Here is a 17,445-nt window from a genome sequence, read left to right on the forward strand (position 1 = left end):
CCGTTTATCGCGAAAGTTGAACTTGCTCGCCAAGCGCCAAGATCGGGTTCGATCTGGCGCCTATATACAGTCGTATATCAGCGTCGAGTCGGCGCACGTTGTTGGGAGGACTCTGCTAGATGATCAGGGCGCTGCAAAAGAGCAGATCGGTACGCTCAGCCAACAGAGCGGAGCCCTTTTAGAATAGGGCTTTGCGCGGGTTGCGCTAATGCCAGCGCGGTTGTGGATAACGTCCGCGTTTGCCTGGCCAAAACTTGCCGAAGTTCTCGATGGATTAAGCCCTGAATCAGCAGGTCAGAACTGGCAAGTTCAGTCGCCGATATCTTGGTTGGATATCGGCGATTCGCTTCGCGGAGATGGCGACTTCGTCGCATTTGGTTAAATTTATTGGGCAGCCCAATTACCGACGACGCTGGAAAGTTCAGCTGCTAGTTGTGAGCTGCTTGCTGTGTTAGTTACAGCTGCTCGCGCAGGGCAGCTCTATTCCGGGCCATACAACGCGTAATCGGCAGTGACGGCGGACGCTCTCGGCTGGCTCAGCGCCACCACTGGCGACCCTGGTGCTCGATCAGCTGGTGCGCTTGCTCAGGGCCGTCGGTTCCAGCCGGATAGGGTCTGGGTTTGCGGTAATGGCTCTGCCAGCCGCAGAGGATTGGGTCAACCCAGTTCCACGCCGCTTCCACCTCGTCACGGCGCATGAAGAGAGTCGAGTCGCCCTCAATCACATCCAGCAACAGTCGCTCGTAAGCCTCCCAGCGACGTGTGCTGCTGAAAGCATGGGCCAGGTTCAGGTCGAGCTCGACGGGCTCCAGCTGCATCCCTTTACCGGGTGCCTTGGCCATCAGTTGCAGGCTGATGCTTTCCTCGGGCTGCAGGCGAATTACCAGGCGGTTGACCTCGCCCTTGGTGAACAGCATGTGCGGCACCTGCTTGAAGGTGATGATGATCTCGGAACGCTTCTTCGCCATGCGCTTGCCGGTGCGCAGGTAGAACGGCACGCCGGCCCAGCGCCAGTTGTCGATCTCGGCTTTCACGGCGACAAAGGTCTCGGTGTCGCTGTCGTTATCGACATCCTTCTCGAAGTAGTAAGCCTGCACCTCATTGCCGCCGATCTGCCCGGCGACGTACTGCCCGCGCACGGTCTTGTCCTGCACGTCGTTACCGGTAATCGGTTTGAGGGCTTCCAGAATCTTCACCTTCTCGCCGCGTATCGATTTGGCGTCGAAGCGCACCGGGGCTTCCATCGCCACCAGGCAGAGCAGTTGCAGCAGGTGATTTTGCAGCATGTCACGCATCGCCCCGGCATGGTCGTAGTAGCTGCCGCGCTCCTCGACGCCCAGGGTCTCGGCCACCGTGATCTGCACATGATCGATATGGCCGCTGCGCCAGATCGGCTCGAACAGCGCATTGGCAAAACGCAGCGCCATGAGGTTCTGCACGGTTTCCTTGCCGAGGTAGTGGTCGATCCGATAAATGCGCGATTCGGGGAAGACGTTACCGATGGCCTCGTTGATCTCGAGTGCTGATTCGAGGGAGTGGCCGATGGGCTTCTCCAGCACGATGCGCGCGTCTTCTCCGGCAAGCCCGGCGCTTTCAAGGTTCGAGGCAATGGGCTCGAACAGGTTGGGCGCGGTCGCCAGGTAGTGCACCCGCACGCGGCCTTCGGCCTGGCCGAGGTGATGCGCGAGACGGACGTACTCACCCCTCTGAGTGGCGTCCATGGGGAAGTAGTCGAGGCGCTGGCTGAACGCATTCCATATCTCGGCCTCGAAGTCCGTGCGTGCAATTTGTGCTCGGAGGTGACGCTCGGCCAGCGCCAGGTAGGCGTTGCGGTCGATGTCCTGACGGGCAATTGCCAGGATGCGAACGTCATCATGCAGACGATGCTCGCGGTGCAGGTAATAGAGTGCAGGGATGAGTTTGTGTAGCGCCAGGTCGCCGGTACCGCCAAATACCAGCATGTCGCAGGAAATGGACACAGCGTCACTCCTAGAAGGTGGACAGACGTCGATCGACGTGCCGCTTAAAACTGCCAGCGTCGGCAATGCAGCGTTAAAACGGTCTCGGAATGCTCATTTGCCGGCACCTGAACGCCGCTTCTTCCGCCGTTTCGGGCTTGTTTTGCCTGCCCCGTCTGCGTTTTAAACGGCACCCAGGTGGGCGATACTGCGAAGCTTGTAGTATAACTACAAGCCCACTACAACCCAGCCGGCATGACGGGTGCGAGCGCACCCGCAGCGTTCGACCATTCTTGCCGGGTTTTGATCAAAGTGAGTCGCCTACGTGAACCTGCTGCAACACATCGCTCAATCGAGAAGTTCGTTACGCAAGTCGGAACTCAAGGTGGCCGACCATGTGCTCCTCGATCCGGCTGCCGTGATGCACAGTTCGATGGCCGATCTGGCCCACACAGTGGGTGTCAGCGAGCCAACCATCGTGCGCTTCTGCCGGGCCATCGGTTGCCTCGGGTTTCAGGACCTCAAGCTGAAACTGGCGCAAAGCCTCGCTGCGGGTGCCAGCTTCGGCCAGTTCGCTATCAGCGAGAACGATTCGGTCACCGATTTCGCACTGAAGATCTTCGACACCACCTTGCACACGCTGATTGAAGTGCGTGAAAAGCTCGACTCCGACGCGCTGGAGCGCGCTGTGGCCGCCATGGCCAAGGCCGAGCGTGTCGAATTCTACGGTTTTGGCGCGTCCGGCGCGGTAGCCACCGATGCCCAGCACAAGTTCTTCCGGCTGCTGCTCAGCGCGGCGGCCTATTCCGATCCGCACATGCAGGCGATGTCGGCGGTCACGCTGAAACCCACCGACGTGGCGATCTGCATCTCCCAGTCGGGGCGTTCGAAGGACCTGCTGATCACCGCCAATGTGGTGCGTGAGTCCGGCGCGACATTGATCACTCTGTGCCCGAGCCAGACCCCACTGGCGGAGCTGGCGACGATCAACCTGGCCATCGATGTGCAGGAAGACACTGAAATCTATACGCCGCTGACCTCGCGGATCGCCCACCTGGTGGTAATCGATGTACTGGCGATGGGTGTCGCCATGGCGCGCGGTCCGAGCCTGGTCAATCACCTCAAGAGCGTGAAGCGCAGTTTGCGCAGCCTGCGCTTGTCACCAAAGTCGGTGAAGCCGCACGAGGATTGAGGCATCGCACAACCCTCTGAGCGGCATTCATCGCTCCGTCATCTGTTCGTCCTGATAGCGTCATCTGAGGCTTCGATGCTGGGCTCTCCCGACACCCGTTCCGGAGACCACGCATGTCCCAGCGCCGTGAAGCCTACGTCAACCTCGATGCCCGTGCCCGCCGCAAGCAGCAGGACGAGCGTCGGATGCATTTCCGCCGCGCCATCGAAAGCTACGACGAACAGCGCCAGCTGCATGCGCAGCTGATGGAGTTTCCCGACCTGCTGATGATCAGCCCGCTGCTGGAGCGTCAGGCGGAACACCGGCAAAACGTGTAGCCAGCGCGCTGATCTGAGCGCGCTCCTCACGGATGAAGGCAAAGAAGGCCTGAGCGACCGGGCTCAGACGTTTCGTTCTGGGATGCACGACGCACCAGCTGCGGTACAGCGGCAGTTCCTGAACCGGCAGCTCTCGCAGCAGGCCGTGAGTCAGTTCCAGGTGAACCGCATGGCGTGGCATAAGCGCCACGCCCAACCCCGCCACCACGGCCTCGCGCAGCGCATCCAGCGACGCTACCTGTATCGTCTGAGCGAAATGCGCGCGCTTCTGCCGTAGATAGTCTTCGCCCGCTTTGCGTGTGCCTGATCCGGGTTCGCGTATGACCAGTGGATAGGCGGTCAGGTCCTGCAGGGTCAGGTCAGCTGCCTGGCTCAATGGATGGTCCATCGGCGCAACCGCCACGATGGGGTTGTTCAGAAAGGGCATGAACTCCAGGTCCATATCGGTTGGTACCTGCGACATGATCAGCAGGTCGTCGCGGCTGGTCGACAGGCGCTTGACCACCTGGGCGTGGTTGACCACGACCAATTCCAGGCTGACTTCGGGATGCTGGCGTTTGAACGCGGCGAACAGATGCGGCGTGATGTACTTGGCGCTCGATTCCACGGCGAGAGTCAGTTGCCCCTGAAGCGAGCCCTGCAGATCGGACAGCTGCATGTCCAGGCTGTCCAGGCGGCCGAAAATGTCGGCGCTGGCGCGCTGCAGGGCTTCGGCCGCGACAGTGAGATAGAGTTTTTTTCCCAGATACTCGAATAACGGTTGGCCGATCAGCTCCTCAAGCTGGCGGATCTGCAGGCTCACGGCTGGCTGGGTCAGCGCCATTTCTTCCGCCGCCCGGCTGTAGGAGCGGCTGTCACAGACCGCCCTGAATACCTGCAACTGGCGCAGGGTGATCCGCATCATGCTTTTTCGCATCGGCTTGCTGCTCTCGTCTATTACCTGCCGCCGCCATCGTTAGCGGCAAGCACCTTCGTCGGCGGATTCTTGGTTCGGTAGCTGTGGCCTCACGTCGTTGACGTCGTGCCGCCGCTGATTGCGCTCCCAGCATGCAAGCATTACACGATGAATCGGCAATGTATAAGCAGGCACACCCTGTCGCTCTGAGAGGCCCACCATCGTGGCCGGCCTTCGGCTAAAACCAGCGGGTTGGACCATCGCACTTCATCGTCGCTTAATACCTGACTAAATTGCTCTGGTAATGTACAGTAGCGTCAAAACCATAATTACAAACCCGGCGGATCATGGCTGGAATGATGATCGCCGCTGCTTGCCGCTTGCCGCAGATACAGGCGAGACGACATCGCCAGCGACCGCAGCCTTGTAGCCGGGCTTACCGTAGAAACCTGAGAGAGAACGGAGCGTCCATCATGGCCAACGCAGGTAAACAGGTCGACGAGCTGATCAGAAGCGAATACGAGCATGGCTTCGTCACCGAAATCGAAGCCGATACGTTCGAACCCGGTTTGAGCGAAGAGGTGATCCGCCGTCTGTCGGCGATCAAACGCGAACCGGAGTTCATGCTGGAGTGGCGACTGAAGGCCTACCATCGATGGCTGAAAATGGACGAGCCGGATTGGGCCCATGTCGAGTTTGAGCGGGTCGACCCTCACTCGATCTCCTACTATTCGGCGCCGAAATCCCAGAAGGATGGCCCGAAGAGTCTGGATGAAGTCGATCCGGAGTTGCTGCGCACCTACGAGCGGCTGGGCATTCCGCTGCACGAGCGCGCCGCGCTGGCCGGGGTGCGGGATGTCGCCGTGGATGCCGTGTTCGATTCGGTTTCCGTCGGTACTACCTTCAAGAAGCGCCTGGCCGAGGCCGGCGTGATTTTCTGTCCCATTTCCGAGGCGGTGCATGCGCACCCCGAGCTGATCCAAAAGTACCTCGGCAGCGTCGTTCCGCAGGGCGACAACTACTACGCGGCGCTCAACTCCGCCGTGTTCAGCGATGGCTCCTTTGTCTACATCCCCAAGGGCGTGCGCTGTCCGATGGAGCTGTCCACCTACTTCAGGATCAACGCGGCCAACACTGGCCAGTTCGAGCGGACGCTGATCATTGCCGACGAAGGCGCCTATGTCAGTTACCTGGAAGGCTGCACCGCGCCCATGCGCGACGAGAACCAGCTGCATGCGGCGGTGGTCGAGTTGGTGGCGCTGGACGATGCTCAGATCAAGTATTCCACGGTACAGAACTGGTATCCCGGCGATGCCGAGGGCCGCGGCGGCATCTATAACTTCGTGACCAAGCGCGGCGCGTGCCGGGGCAAAAATTCACGTATCTCCTGGACCCAGGTGGAAACCGGCTCCGCGATTACCTGGAAGTACCCCAGTTGCATCCTGCAGGGCGACAACAGCGTCGGCGAGTTCTATTCGGTCGCGCTGACCAACAACCGTCAGCAAGCCGATACCGGCACCAAGATGATCCATCTGGGCAAGAACACCCGCAGCACGATCATCTCCAAGGGCATTTCCGCCGGGCGCAGCAACAACAGCTATCGCGGTCTCGTGCGGTTCGGGCCTGGCGCCCAGGGTGCACGCAACTTTACCCAGTGCGATTCGCTGCTGATCGGTGACCGGTGCGGGGCGCATACCTTCCCTTACATCGAAAGCCGGAACCAGAGCGCTATCGTCGAACACGAGGCCACCACATCGAAGGTCAGCGACGAGCAGATGTTCCTCTGCCGCCAGCGTGGCATCGAGCCCGAGCAGGCTGTGTCGATGATCGTCAACGGGTTCTGCAAGGAAGTCTTCAAGGAGCTGCCGATGGAGTTCGCCGTGGAAGCCGGCAAGTTGCTCGAAGTGAGCCTCGAAGGCTCGGTCGGCTAGCACCTATTGGTCAAAAGAGAGGTTAGAACCTAATGCTGAGTATCAAGAATCTACACGCCAGCGTCGATGGAACGCCGATCCTCAAGGGCATCGACCTGGAGATCGGTGCTGGCGAAGTGCACGCGATCATGGGCCCGAACGGCTCCGGTAAAAGCACCCTGGCGCAAGTGCTGGCCGGGCACGAGGCGTTCGAGGTGACCGCTGGCGAAGTCATCATGGACGGCAAGAACCTGCTCGAGCAGAAAATCGAAGAGCGTGCCCGCGAGGGTTTGTTCCTGGCGTTTCAATACCCGGTCGAGATTCCCGGTGTCAGCAACATCCAGTTCTTGCGCACGGCAGTCAATGCGATGCGCAAGCATCGCGGGCAGCCGGAACTTGACGCCGTAGGCTTGATGAAGCTGGCCAAGCAGGCCGCCGGTGAGGTCGATCTGGACATTTCGTTTCTCAAGCGCGGCGTCAACGAAGGTTTCTCCGGCGGCGAGAAGAAGCGCAACGAGATCATGCAGATGATGCTGCTCGAGCCGCGCCTGGCGATTCTCGATGAGACCGACTCGGGCCTGGATATCGATGCGCTGAAGACGGTTTCCGATGGGGTCAACGCCAACCGCTCGCCGGACCGCTCCTTTCTGGTCGTGACCCACTATCAGCGCCTGCTGTCCTACATCGTTCCGGATTACGTGCACGTGCTTGCCGGCGGGCGGATCATCCGCTCCGGCGGGCGGGAGCTGGCGCTCGAGCTGGAAGAAAAAGGCTACGGCTGGCTGGGCATCAACGACGCAGTAGCGCGCTAAGGAGGCCATGATGAAGGCAGTACCGACATTGCCTGCCGCGTTTCTGGCTGACGGCGGCGAGCGTTTGCCGCAGCCGTTGCGTGAGCTCAGAACAGCACGTGGCAGGGCGTTGCAGGATATGCCCCTGCCCACGCGCAAGACCGAAAACTGGAAGTATTCCAGCCGCCATCTGTCGTTCGATGAAGCGCTCGCCCCAGCCCTGGCGGAAGGCATGCAAGTGCTGGAACCCGCGGCGGTCAGCGGCTACCGGATCGCCATTCGCAACGGTCGGGTCGATCTCGCCGCCTCGGAACTGCCGGACCAAGCGGGCTTTCGTGTCACGCCATTCAACGAGCTCGATGTCGACCGGGCACAGCAGCTCGCCGAGCGTCTCGACCATGCGCTGGACACTGCAACGACCCAGCTGGCTCGCCTGAACACGGCACGCCTGGAAGATGGCGTGCTGGTCGAGGTCGCGGCCGGGACCGAAGTCGACCGCCCTCTCTATGTCCAAGTTCTGACGGATGCTCAGCAGAGCGGTTCGGTTTATCCGCGGGTCATGCTGACGATGGCTGAGCGCAGCACGCTTACGCTGGTTGAGCAGTATGAAGCCACCGACGCGCAGCCTTATCTGGTTAATGCGGTCACCGAAGCGGATGTCGGCGAGGGCGCGACGCTGACCTACATCCGTCTTGCTCTCGAACCCGAATCGGTTCGCCACATCGGGGCGACGGGCGTGCGCCTGGCGGGCGGCAGCCGTTTCGAAAGTCACTGCTTTGGCTTTGGCGGCACGCTGCGTCGGCATGACCTGCAGGTCCGTTTCGAGGCGCCCGGTGCGCAATGCCTGCTGAATGGCGTTGCCGTCACCCAGAACAGTCAGCACTACGACAACCATACGGTGCTCGAACACATCGCCGCCAATTGCACCAGCGAAGAGAATTACCGATGCATGGCTGCGGGCACGTCCCACAGCGTCTTCAACGGTCGCATTCATATCCACCGCGATGCCCAGAAGACCAGTGCGCAGATGAACAGCAAGAATCTGCTGCTGTCGCCACACGCCGCAATCGACACCAAGCCCGAGCTAGAAATTTACGCTGATGACGTCAAATGCGGCCACGGCGCCACCATTGGCCAGCTGGACCCAGAGTCGATGTTCTATCTCCTGTCTCGCGGCATTGACCGGGCCGAGGCCAGGACCCTGCTGAGCATGGGCTTCATCAACGAGCTGGTCGCCCAGATTCCGCTGGAAGACGTACGCGCGTGGATCGATGAGCGGCTGGCCGGTTTCATCCAGAACAACCTTATTGAGGATTGACCTGTCATGACCGAAGCTGTCCGCCGCGCAGGCTCCACCCCGACTCCCGCCCCGACGTCCGTCATGCCCAGCGCGCGGCGGCTGGATATCGACCGTATTCGGGCTGATTTCCCGATTCTTGGCGAGACGGTCAACGGCAAGCCGTTGGTGTACCTGGACAACGCTGCATCAGCGCAGAAACCTGTCCCGGTCATCGAGGCGATGGATCATTACTACCGCACCTCGCACAGCAACGTGCACCGCGGCGCTCACACCCTGGGCGATAGGGCCACCGTCGCGTTCGAGTCGGCCCGCGAAACGGTCCGCGCATTCATCAATGCTGCCAGTACGCGGGAGATCATCTGGACCCGAGGCACCACCGAGGCCATCAACATCGTCGCCAACGGCTTGGCCTCGATGCTCAAGCCCGGTGACCAGATTCTCGTTACCCACATGGAGCATCACGCCAATATCGTGCCCTGGCAGATGGTCTGCGAGCGCACCGGCGCTGAGCTGCGGGTCGTCGCGGTCACCGACGAAGGCGAGCTGGACCGGCAAAGTTTCAGCGAACAGCTGACGGATCGAACCCGCGTGCTGGCCATGGCGCACGTGTCGAATGTGCTGGGGACGATCAATCCGGTTCGCGAGATGGTCGCCAAAGCCCGGGCCCAGGGCGTTATCACGGTTATCGACGGCGCCCAGGCGGTCCCGCATCTGAAGGTGGATGTCCGCAAACTGGACTGCGACTTCTACGCGTTTTCATCCCACAAGCTGCTGGGGCCGACCGGGATTGGCGTGCTGTACGGGCGTGAAAGCATCCTCGAGCAATTGCCGCCGTTTCAGGGTGGCGGAGAAATGATTGAGCGGGTGACGTTCGAGAAAACCACCTGGGCGGCATTGCCTCATCGGTTCGAAGCCGGCACACCAGCGATCGCCGAAGCCATTGGACTCGAAGCCGCCATCCAGTATTTCGACGGGCTTGGCCGCGAGGCTGTGGAGGCGGCGGAACAAGCACTGTTGCAACGCGCCAACGAGCTGGTCGAGACGGTGCCGGGCATGACGGTCATGGGCACTGCGCCGCATAAGGTCCCCGTATTGTCGTTTCAGATTCAGGGGCTGCATTCCAGCGACATCGGCACTTTGCTCGATCAGCAGGGCATCGCCATCCGCACCGGTAATCACTGCGCCATGCCGCTGATGGAGCGCTTCGGCGAGAGCGGCTCGGCACGCGCTTCCTTCGCGTTCTACAACACACTGGAGGAGGTTGATCAGCTGTTCCGGGCGCTGACGAAACTGCAGCGGCTGTTTGCCGGGTAAGGCAACACCCGCGGGGCGTTTCGTACCGCCGCCTGGCGCGCCGGCTGGCTGTTTGCGCCATAGCAGCGTCGCGGCACGACAGGCTTAGTGTTTAGCTGGCTGCCGTGGCGGTTCAACGGCTTGCCCATAGCCCGCGCGGAGCTGACGAATGACTCAAATGACCGAAGGCGTCACGGCGCATGTGCGCTGCTGGGACAGCCAAGATAGAGGAGCCCGATAACATGCATGAACGGGAAGTAGTGCTTACCAAACGCGAAATAGCCGGCCGACTGGTGCCTTCGGGTACCGAGGTTATGGTCCCGGCGGATACGTTCGTAACCATTACCCAGTCGCTGGGCGGCAGCTTTACCGTCGCGCTGAATGGCAACCTGGTACGTATCGAAGGCCATAACGCCGACGGGCTGGGCAAGCAGCCGCTGCAGAACAGGTTCGAGGAGACCGCGGATGGCTCGATCAATGAGAGCCAGGTATGGGAAGCCATGCGCGCCTGCTACGACCCGGAAATTCCGGTGAACGTTGTCGACCTGGGGCTGATCTACGATTGCAGGATCAGCGGACACCGGATCGACGTCTTGATGACGTTGACGGCGGCGGGATGTGGCATGGGCCAGGTCATCGCCGACGACGTCAAGCGAAAGCTCCAAGAGGTTCCTAACGTCGAAGACGTGGCGGTGGAAATCACCTTTGACCCGCCGTGGAACAGCGATATGTTGACCGACGAAGCCAAGCTGGAACTGGGGATGCTGTGAGGTGACACCTCATGCAGCCCGTTACCCATCCACAATGATGCCCACAGAATCGAACCGCGCCTTATGACGACCAGTACCGACTTTACCCACACCAGCCTCGGCACCGACATTCGTCTGGACGACGTCGTGGACGCGTTCGACGTGCTTGATGACTGGGAAGACCGCTACGCCTATATCGTCGATCTGGGCCGCAAATTGCCGACATTTCCCGATGACGCGCGCACCGAAGACAACTTCGTCCAGGGCTGCCAGAGTCAGGTCTGGCTGACCCATCTGAAAGATCCGGCGAGCGGCAAGCTGTTCTTTCTCATCGACAGCGACGCGATCATCGTCAAAGGGCTGGCCGCGATCGTGCTGGTCGCGCTGAACGCTCGCACCCCCGAGGACCTACTGGCGGTCGACATCGACGAAGTGTTTCGCAGCCTCGACCTGTTTCGGCACATATCGCCGACTCGCGGCAATGGCCTGCGAAGTATGGTGAATCGCATCCGCGCCGTCGCCACTGATAGCTGAACGCGTCAGATAGCCGGAGCGGCCGCTATTCAAGGCTGCGCCCTTCCTGCCGACCCGCCTGTTGCATGCCAATCCTCCCACGCGTTTGGTCATATTTATCGCGAAAAAAATGATGCCGTTGGGCTGTAAATTCTTTAGCTATAAGTAATTACCTATCCAGCAGCAAACTATTATTTATTTTCAGTTATCACTCTGATGGGCGTAGGGTTTATGGGCTTGCACGGGATGCAAGCGCTACACGGCCTCCGCCAGGCGGCCTTTGCCCCATCGACCGAGGGATGACAGCGTGATCAAAAAGCTGCTGATCGCCAATCGCGGTGAAATTGCCGTCCGCATCGTGCGGGCGTGTGCCGAAATGGGCGTGCGCTCGGTAGCGGTTTTTGCCGAACCTGACCGCCACGCCCTGCACGTCAAGCGCGCCGATGAAGCGTATTTCATTGGTGAAGACCCGCTGGCGGGGTACCTGAACCCACGCAAGCTGGTGAACCTTGCCGTGGAGACCGGTTGCGATGCCCTGCATCCCGGCTATGGTTTCCTCTCCGAGAACGCCGAGCTGGCAGAAATCTGCGCCGAGCGCGGTATCCGCTTTGTCGGCCCCAGCGCCGAAGTGATTCGCCGTATGGGTGACAAGACCGAAGCACGGCGCAGCATGATCAAGGCCGGCGTGCCGGTCACACCCGGTACTGAAGGCAACGTGGCGGATGTCGAGCAGGCGCTGGCGGCGGCGGACGGCATTGGCTATCCGGTGATGCTCAAGGCGACCTCCGGCGGTGGTGGCCGCGGTATCCGCCGCTGCAACTCGCGTGAAGAGCTGGAACAGGCCTACCCGCGAGTGATCTCCGAGGCGACCAAGGCGTTCGGTTCCGCCGACGTGTTCCTGGAAAAGTGCATCGTCGAACCGAAGCACATCGAGGCCCAGATTCTCGCCGACTCCTTTGGCAACACCGTACATCTGTTCGAGCGCGACTGTTCGATCCAGCGCCGTAACCAGAAACTCATCGAGATCGCCCCCAGCCCGCAGCTCACCCCGGAACAGCGCGCCTATATCGGCGACCTGGCGGTGCGTGCGGCCAAGGCGGTGGGTTACGAGAACGCCGGCACCGTGGAGTTCCTGCTCGCCGAGGGTGAGGTGTACTTCATGGAAATGAACACCCGCGTGCAGGTGGAGCACACCATCACCGAGGAAATCACCGGTATCGACATCGTCCGCGAGCAGATCCGTATCGCCTCCGGCCTGCCGTTGTCGGTCAAGCAGGAGGACATCCAGTACCGCGGTTTCGCGCTGCAGTTCCGCATCAACGCCGAGGAACCACGCAACAACTTCCTGCCCTGCTTCGGCAAGATCACGCGTTACTACGCACCTGGCGGTCCCGGCGTGCGTACCGACACGGCGATCTACACCGGCTACACCATCCCGCCTTATTACGACTCCATGTGCCTGAAGCTGATTGTCTGGGCGCTGACCTGGGAGGAGGCGCTGGCCCGCGGCTCGCGGGCGCTGGACGACATGCGCGTACAGGGCGTGAAAACCACGGCCACCTATTACCAGAAGATTCTCGACAATCCGGATTTCCGCAGCGGGCAATTCAACACCAGCTTCGTCGATAACCATCCGGAACTGCTGAATTACTCGATCAAACGCAAGCCGGGCGAACTGGCCCTGGCCATCGCTGCCGCTATCGCCGCCCACGCAGGACTGTGAGGAACGAACCATGACTGCTCAAAAGAAGATTACCGTTACCGACACTATCCTGCGCGACGCTCACCAGTCCCTGCTGGCCACCCGCATGCGCACCGAGGACATGCTGCCGATTTGCGACAAGCTCGACCGCGTCGGCTACTGGTCGCTGGAAGTCTGGGGCGGCGCCACATTCGATGCCTGCGTGCGCTTCCTCAAGGAAGACCCGTGGGAACGCCTGCGCCAGCTCAAGGCGGCGCTGCCGAACACGCGGCTGCAGATGCTGTTACGTGGGCAGAACCTGCTGGGTTACCGCCACTATGCCGATGACGTGGTCGAGGCCTTCTGTGCCAAGGCGGCGGAAAATGGCATCGACGTGTTCCGCATCTTCGATGCGATGAACGACGTGCGGAACCTGGAAACCGCGATCAAGGCCGTGAAGAAGACCGGCAAGCACGCCCAGGGCACCATTGCCTACACCACCAGCCCGGTGCACACCGTCGAACTCTTCGTCGAGCAGGCCAAGACCATGCGCGACATGGGCGTCGACTCCATCGCGATCAAGGACATGGCCGGCCTGCTCACGCCGTTCGCCACCGGCGATCTGGTCCGGGCGCTGAAGGTCGAGGTCGACCTGCCAGTGTTCATCCACTCCCACGACACGGCTGGCGTCGCCAGCATGTGCCAGCTGAAAGCCATCGAGAACGGCGCCGACCACATCGATACCGCCATTTCCTCCATGGCCTGGGGCACCAGCCATCCGGGCACCGAGTCGATGGTCGCCGCGCTGCGTGGCACGCCCTACGACACGGGTCTGGATCTGGAACTGCTACAGGAAATCGGCCTGTACTTCTACGCGGTGCGCAAGAAGTACCACCAATTCGAGAGCGACTTCACCGGCGTCGACACCCGTGTGCAGGTCAATCAGGTACCGGGCGGGATGATTTCCAATTTGGCTAACCAGCTAAAGGAGCAAGGCGCGCTCAACCGCATGGATGAGGTCCTGGCCGAGATCCCGCGCGTGCGCAAGGACCTCGGCTACCCGCCGCTGGTGACCCCGACTTCGCAGATTGTCGGCACCCAGGCGTTCTTCAACGTGCTCGCCGGCGAACGCTACAAGACCATTACCAACGAGGTGAAGCTCTACCTGCAGGGCCGCTACGGCAAGGCGCCGGGCACTATCGATGCCAAGCTGCAACGCCAGGCGATCGGTGGTGAAGAGATCATCGAGGTCCGCCCGGCGGACCTGATCAAGCCGGAGCTGGACAAGCTGCGCCAGGAAGTCGGTGCGCTGGCCAAGTCCGAAGAAGACGTGCTGACCTACGCCATGTTCCCGGACATCGGCCGCAAATTCCTTGAAGAGCGCGAAGCCGGCACGCTGCAACCGGAAGTGCTGCTGCCGATCCCGGATGGCAGCGCGGTGGGCGTCGCCAGTGGCGAAGGGGTGCCGACCGAGTTTGTCATCGACGTGCACGGCGAGACCTATCGCGTCGACATCACCGGTGTTGGCGTCAAGGGCGAGGGCAAGCGGCACTTCTTCCTCTCCATCGACGGCATGCCGGAAGAAGTGGTGTTCGAGCCGCTGAACAACTTCGTCGGCGGCGGCAGCGCCGGGCAGCGCAAACAGGCCAGTGCGCCGGGCGATGTGAGCACCAGCATGCCCGGCAACGTGGTCGATGTGCTGGTCAAGGAAGGCGATACGGTCAGGGCCGGGCAGCCGGTGCTGATCAGTGAAGCGATGAAGATGGAGACCGAAATCCAGGCGCCTCTCGCCGGCACGGTGAAGGCGGTGCATGTGGCTAAAGGCGACCGGGTGACGCCTGGCGATCTTCTGATCGAGATTGAAGCCTGACTGTTGTCCCTTGGGAGCCGAAAGGCTCCCTTTTTATGCGTGCCGCCGCGGCTCACGCAACCGAGTCGATTGGAAAGACTACCGGGCAAAAGGAGGCCGAATGACAGACCTGACCGGAATCCGACTCGCTGCGAAGTGGCCAGACAGCCTTACGCTGAGCGCGCTTGTGTGATGCGATCGGAGCCTGAGGCGTCCATCCAGCAGACCTGGTTGGAGCCGCACGATATGCAAGCGCTGCTTGAAGAAATCCTCGATGAAGTTCGCCCGCTGTTGGGGCAGGGCAAGGTAGCCGATTACATTCCTGCGCTTGCAGGCGTGCCGGCTGATCAGCTGGGTATCGCTGTGTATAGCGCCGACGGTGAGCTCTACTACGCAGGCGATGCGAAAACGCCATTTTCGATCCAGAGCATTTCCAAGGTGTTCAGCCTGGTCCAGGCGATCCAGCATAGCGGCGAGTCGCTGTGGGAGCGGCTGGGCCATGAGCCGTCCGGTCAGCCGTTCAACTCGCTGGTGCAGCTGGAGTTCGAGCGCGGCCGGCCGCGCAACCCCTTCATCAATGCCGGCGCGCTGGTGATCTGCGACATCAACCAGTCGCGCTTTGCCGTGCCAGCCCTGTCCATGCGCGATTTCGTTCGACATCTGTCGGGTAACCCACTGATCGTGTCCGACTCGGTGGTGGCCGATTCGGAGTATCAGCACCGTGCGCGGAACGCCGCGATGGCGTATCTGATGCAGGCGTTCGGTAACTTCCACAATGATGTCGAGGCGGTGTTGCGCAGCTATTTTCATCACTGTGCGCTACGCATGAACTGCATCGATCTGGCCCGTGCGTTCGGTTTCCTCGCGCGGGACGGGGCCTGTCTGAACGGAGGTGAGCCCGTGCTGAGCCCGCGCCAGGCCAAACAGGTCAATGCCATCATGGCCACCAGCGGGCTCTACGACGAGGCGGGCAACTTTGCCTATCGTGTCGGCCTGCCTGGAAAAAGCGGTGTCGGCGGCGGCATCGTAGCCGTGGTGCCGGGGCGTTTCACGGTTTGCGTCTGGTCGCCTGAACTCAACCAGGCGGGCAATTCACTGATCGGTATGGCGGCACTGGAAAAGCTTTCGCAGCGCATTGGCTGGTCCATCTTTTGAAGCCACCGCTAAAGGTTCATCACGTCGGGGTAAGCGCCGACGTTCGGCCGCGGCCTGTCACATCTGTGCAGTGTCCGGCCACACGCGTGCAATTTCGTAGCTAACCAAACCATAAGAGAGATCGTGTTATGAGTCTCGAAGACAAGTCACTCGAATCAGCGCAGGAGGCGCTCGACCACCTGATCGCGGGGGTCATTCGGTTCCGCGAAGACATCTACCCGGAGCAGCGTGAGCTGTTCAGCAAACTGGCCCACGAACAGACGCCGCGAGCAATGTTCATTACCTGTGCCGATTCACGCATTCTGCCGGAGCTGATCACCCAGAGTTCGCCAGGCGACCTGTTCGTGACCCGTAATGTCGGCAATATCGTGCCGCCCTACGGCATCATGAACGGCGGCGTGTCGACCGCCATCGAGTTCGCGGTGATGGCGCTTGGTGTGCATCACATCATCGTCTGCGGGCATTCCGATTGCGGCGCGATGAAAGCGGTGCTGGATCCGAAGAGCCTCGACGGCATGCCGACCGTACGCAGCTGGCTGCGTCACGCCGAAGTGGCCAGGACGGTGGTGGAGGAAAACTGCGGCTGCGCCGATCACAACACGCTGGGCGTGCTGACCGAAGAGAACGTGCTGGCCCAGCTCGATCACCTGCGCACGCACCCCTCAGTCGCGGCGCGGCTAGCCAGCGGGCAGCTGTTCATTCACGGCTGGGTCTACAACATCGGCACCAGCGAAATCCGCGCCTACGATGCGGCCAAGGGCGAGTTCCGTCTGATCGGCGACGGCCCGCTGCCAATGGCTACACCGAAGTCGCGCTACGTGTGATCGTTGCCGCGAGCCGATGCTGTCACGGTGCCTTGCGGTCACGGATCAGGTAGCAAAGGTCGGGGGTTTTGCTGCAGCCTGCGTAGCCCTCGCCGATCACTTCATTGAGTGCGCGTTGCAAACGCTCGACGGCTTCGTCGGGCGTGTCTTTGTGCAGCGCCAGGTATAGATCTTCAGCGCGAAGATTCAGCACCGGCTTGATGCCTTCTGCTCCGTGCTCCCTGACGTGGTAACGCCAGACCGGATCGGCCGTTGCCCATAGATCCAAGCGGCCGCTGAGCAGTTTGCGCAGGTTTTCCTCTTCGCTGAGGCTATCAGTCGGTCGTAGGCCTTGGCTCTCCAGATATTGGCTGACACCGCTGCTTTTCTGCACACCGATCTGGAGCCCCTTGGCCTGCATCAGCGTGCGCAGGTCGACGCGCGTGTCCGCTGCCGCGAGCAGCACGCTTTCGTATCGGGCCAGAGGGCCAACCCACTTGAATTGCCCTTCGTTCTGCACGGTGCGGGTGACGGAGAACAGGCCATGGCCGGCATCCGCGAGGGTCTGGCTGTAGATGCGGTCCCAGGGCGAGCGCAGCGTCAGGCTGTAATCAATGCCGGCGCGTTTGAATATTTCCCGCACGGTGTCGGTGGCGATGCCCAGAACCTCGTCTCCACGAGCGAAATTTTTGTGGTTGGGCCCCATGTTGAATGGTGGGAAATTGTCGGTCTGCAGGATGATCTGGTAGTTCTTCGGCAGCTCCGCACGGGCTGCGCCTGAGAGAACGAGCAGAACACTGAACGATAGGAAGGCTATACGGGACATGCCCATGGTGTCGGTATCCTCGATGCTGTTTTTATTGTTGGCAAGCGGGAGGGTAGTCCCCGAAGTGTCGAGGTGCCAGTACGCAGTCGGCATGGCGTGCACCGTCACACGTTCGGTTGGAGGCAAGGCTGGTAGCGAACTGAAGATGACCGCGAGCAGCAACGCAACCTAGTGTCGAGGCCTTTGGCACTAGGCGCGCTGGAGGAACTGAGT

General features: G+C 61.2%; 15 protein-coding genes. 12 read left to right on the plus strand and 3 right to left on the minus strand.

The features are described from left to right. Window positions 1–536 precede the first annotated feature (536 nt). Entirely contained in the window at window positions 537–1,979 is a 1,443-nt protein-coding gene (gene zwf / locus BUE09_RS18675; RefSeq protein WP_073303395.1) for a glucose-6-phosphate dehydrogenase, read from the minus strand. Between the two features lie 304 nt (window positions 1,980–2,283). Here zwf and hexR point away from each other — a divergent pair, with 304 nt between their 5' ends. Beyond that, window positions 2,284–3,150 carry a transcriptional regulator HexR gene (gene hexR, locus BUE09_RS18680; protein WP_073303397.1) on the plus strand — a complete coding sequence of 289 codons (867 nt, stop codon included), beginning with the start codon at window positions 2,284–2,286 and terminating at the stop codon, window positions 3,148–3,150. A gap of 113 nt (window positions 3,151–3,263) precedes the next feature. Further along, window positions 3,264–3,467: a PA3496 family putative envelope integrity protein gene (locus BUE09_RS18685; protein WP_073303399.1), complete on the plus strand. Its 204-nt coding sequence runs from the start codon at window positions 3,264–3,266 to the stop codon at window positions 3,465–3,467. Here the strand turns inward: BUE09_RS18685 and BUE09_RS18690 are convergent. Continuing rightward, the gene (locus BUE09_RS18690; RefSeq protein WP_073303401.1) at window positions 3,421–4,383 is read right to left on the minus strand and encodes a LysR family transcriptional regulator; all 963 of its coding nucleotides are present in this window, start codon (window positions 4,381–4,383) and stop codon (window positions 3,421–3,423) included. The two genes, BUE09_RS18685 and BUE09_RS18690, sit on opposite strands and share 47 nt — an antisense overlap. 452 nt (window positions 4,384–4,835) lie before the next feature. Between BUE09_RS18690 and sufB the strand changes: the two genes are divergently transcribed. The 10 genes from sufB to BUE09_RS18740 all read left to right on the plus strand — a co-directional run bounded on the left by sufB (window position 4,836) and on the right by BUE09_RS18740 (window position 16,427). Beyond that, the gene (gene sufB, locus BUE09_RS18695; protein WP_073303403.1) at window positions 4,836–6,293 is read left to right on the plus strand and encodes a Fe-S cluster assembly protein SufB; all 1,458 of its coding nucleotides are present in this window, start codon (window positions 4,836–4,838) and stop codon (window positions 6,291–6,293) included. Window positions 6,294–6,325: 32 nt separating this feature from the next. Next, on the plus strand, window positions 6,326–7,084 hold the full coding sequence (gene sufC / locus BUE09_RS18700) for a Fe-S cluster assembly ATPase SufC (protein WP_073303406.1): 759 nt from the start codon (window positions 6,326–6,328) through the stop codon (window positions 7,082–7,084). A 10-nt stretch (window positions 7,085–7,094) separates the two neighbouring features. Next, window positions 7,095–8,381 (plus strand): Fe-S cluster assembly protein SufD, encoded by a 1,287-nt coding sequence (sufD, locus tag BUE09_RS18705; protein ID WP_073303408.1) that lies wholly within the window; start codon window positions 7,095–7,097, stop codon window positions 8,379–8,381. 6 nt (window positions 8,382–8,387) lie between these two features. Continuing rightward, window positions 8,388–9,677, plus strand: coding sequence for an aminotransferase class V-fold PLP-dependent enzyme (locus tag BUE09_RS18710; protein ID WP_073303410.1), 1,290 nt, complete (start codon window positions 8,388–8,390; stop codon window positions 9,675–9,677). Between the two features lie 221 nt (window positions 9,678–9,898). Beyond that, window positions 9,899–10,426, plus strand: coding sequence for a putative Fe-S cluster assembly protein SufT (gene sufT / locus BUE09_RS18715; RefSeq protein WP_073303413.1), 528 nt, complete (start codon window positions 9,899–9,901; stop codon window positions 10,424–10,426). Between the two features lie 63 nt (window positions 10,427–10,489). Next, window positions 10,490–10,939, plus strand: coding sequence for a SufE family protein (locus BUE09_RS18720; protein ID WP_073303415.1), 450 nt, complete (start codon window positions 10,490–10,492; stop codon window positions 10,937–10,939). 286 nt (window positions 10,940–11,225) lie between these two features. Next, window positions 11,226–12,641 carry an acetyl-CoA carboxylase biotin carboxylase subunit gene (locus BUE09_RS18725; RefSeq protein ID WP_073303417.1) on the plus strand — a complete coding sequence of 472 codons (1,416 nt, stop codon included), beginning with the start codon at window positions 11,226–11,228 and terminating at the stop codon, window positions 12,639–12,641. Between the two features lie 10 nt (window positions 12,642–12,651). Beyond that, window positions 12,652–14,469, plus strand: a complete 1,818-nt coding sequence (gene oadA, locus BUE09_RS18730; RefSeq protein ID WP_073303419.1) for a sodium-extruding oxaloacetate decarboxylase subunit alpha — start codon at window positions 12,652–12,654, stop codon at window positions 14,467–14,469. Between the two features lie 225 nt (window positions 14,470–14,694). Next, entirely contained in the window at window positions 14,695–15,603 is a 909-nt protein-coding gene (gene glsB, locus BUE09_RS18735; protein ID WP_073303421.1) for a glutaminase B, read from the plus strand. A 128-nt stretch (window positions 15,604–15,731) separates the two neighbouring features. Beyond that, window positions 15,732–16,427, plus strand: coding sequence for a carbonic anhydrase (locus BUE09_RS18740; RefSeq protein WP_073303423.1), 696 nt, complete (start codon window positions 15,732–15,734; stop codon window positions 16,425–16,427). 22 nt (window positions 16,428–16,449) lie between these two features. Here BUE09_RS18740 and BUE09_RS18745 read toward each other — a convergent pair whose 3' ends face one another. Then, window positions 16,450–17,238 carry a substrate-binding periplasmic protein gene (locus BUE09_RS18745; protein WP_073303499.1) on the minus strand — a complete coding sequence of 263 codons (789 nt, stop codon included), beginning with the start codon at window positions 17,236–17,238 and terminating at the stop codon, window positions 16,450–16,452. Window positions 17,239–17,445 lie beyond the last annotated feature (207 nt).

Source organism: Stutzerimonas xanthomarina DSM 18231 (assembly GCF_900129835.1).
Lineage (GTDB): Bacteria > Pseudomonadota > Gammaproteobacteria > Pseudomonadales > Pseudomonadaceae > Stutzerimonas > Stutzerimonas xanthomarina.

Excerpts from the sequence above, each read along its gene's own strand:
- BUE09_RS18710 (WP_073303410.1), top strand. The coding sequence starts at position 8,388 with ATGACCGAAGCTGTCCGCCGCGCAGGCTCCACCCCGACTCCCGCCCCG.
- sufD (WP_073303408.1), top strand. The coding sequence starts at position 7,095 with ATGAAGGCAGTACCGACATTGCCTGCCGCGTTTCTGGCTGACGGCGGC.
- glsB (WP_073303421.1), top strand. The coding sequence starts at position 14,695 with ATGCAAGCGCTGCTTGAAGAAATCCTCGATGAAGTTCGCCCGCTGTTG.
- BUE09_RS18720 (WP_073303415.1), top strand. The coding sequence starts at position 10,490 with ATGACGACCAGTACCGACTTTACCCACACCAGCCTCGGCACCGACATT.
- BUE09_RS18740 (WP_073303423.1), top strand. The coding sequence starts at position 15,732 with ATGAGTCTCGAAGACAAGTCACTCGAATCAGCGCAGGAGGCGCTCGAC.
- BUE09_RS18745 (WP_073303499.1), bottom strand. The coding sequence starts at position 17,238 with ATGGGCATGTCCCGTATAGCCTTCCTATCGTTCAGTGTTCTGCTCGTT.
- sufT (WP_073303413.1), top strand. The coding sequence starts at position 9,899 with ATGCATGAACGGGAAGTAGTGCTTACCAAACGCGAAATAGCCGGCCGA.
- BUE09_RS18690 (WP_073303401.1), bottom strand. The coding sequence starts at position 4,383 with ATGCGAAAAAGCATGATGCGGATCACCCTGCGCCAGTTGCAGGTATTC.
- oadA (WP_073303419.1), top strand. The coding sequence starts at position 12,652 with ATGACTGCTCAAAAGAAGATTACCGTTACCGACACTATCCTGCGCGAC.
- BUE09_RS18685 (WP_073303399.1), top strand. The coding sequence starts at position 3,264 with ATGTCCCAGCGCCGTGAAGCCTACGTCAACCTCGATGCCCGTGCCCGC.
- sufC (WP_073303406.1), top strand. The coding sequence starts at position 6,326 with ATGCTGAGTATCAAGAATCTACACGCCAGCGTCGATGGAACGCCGATC.
- sufB (WP_073303403.1), top strand. The coding sequence starts at position 4,836 with ATGGCCAACGCAGGTAAACAGGTCGACGAGCTGATCAGAAGCGAATAC.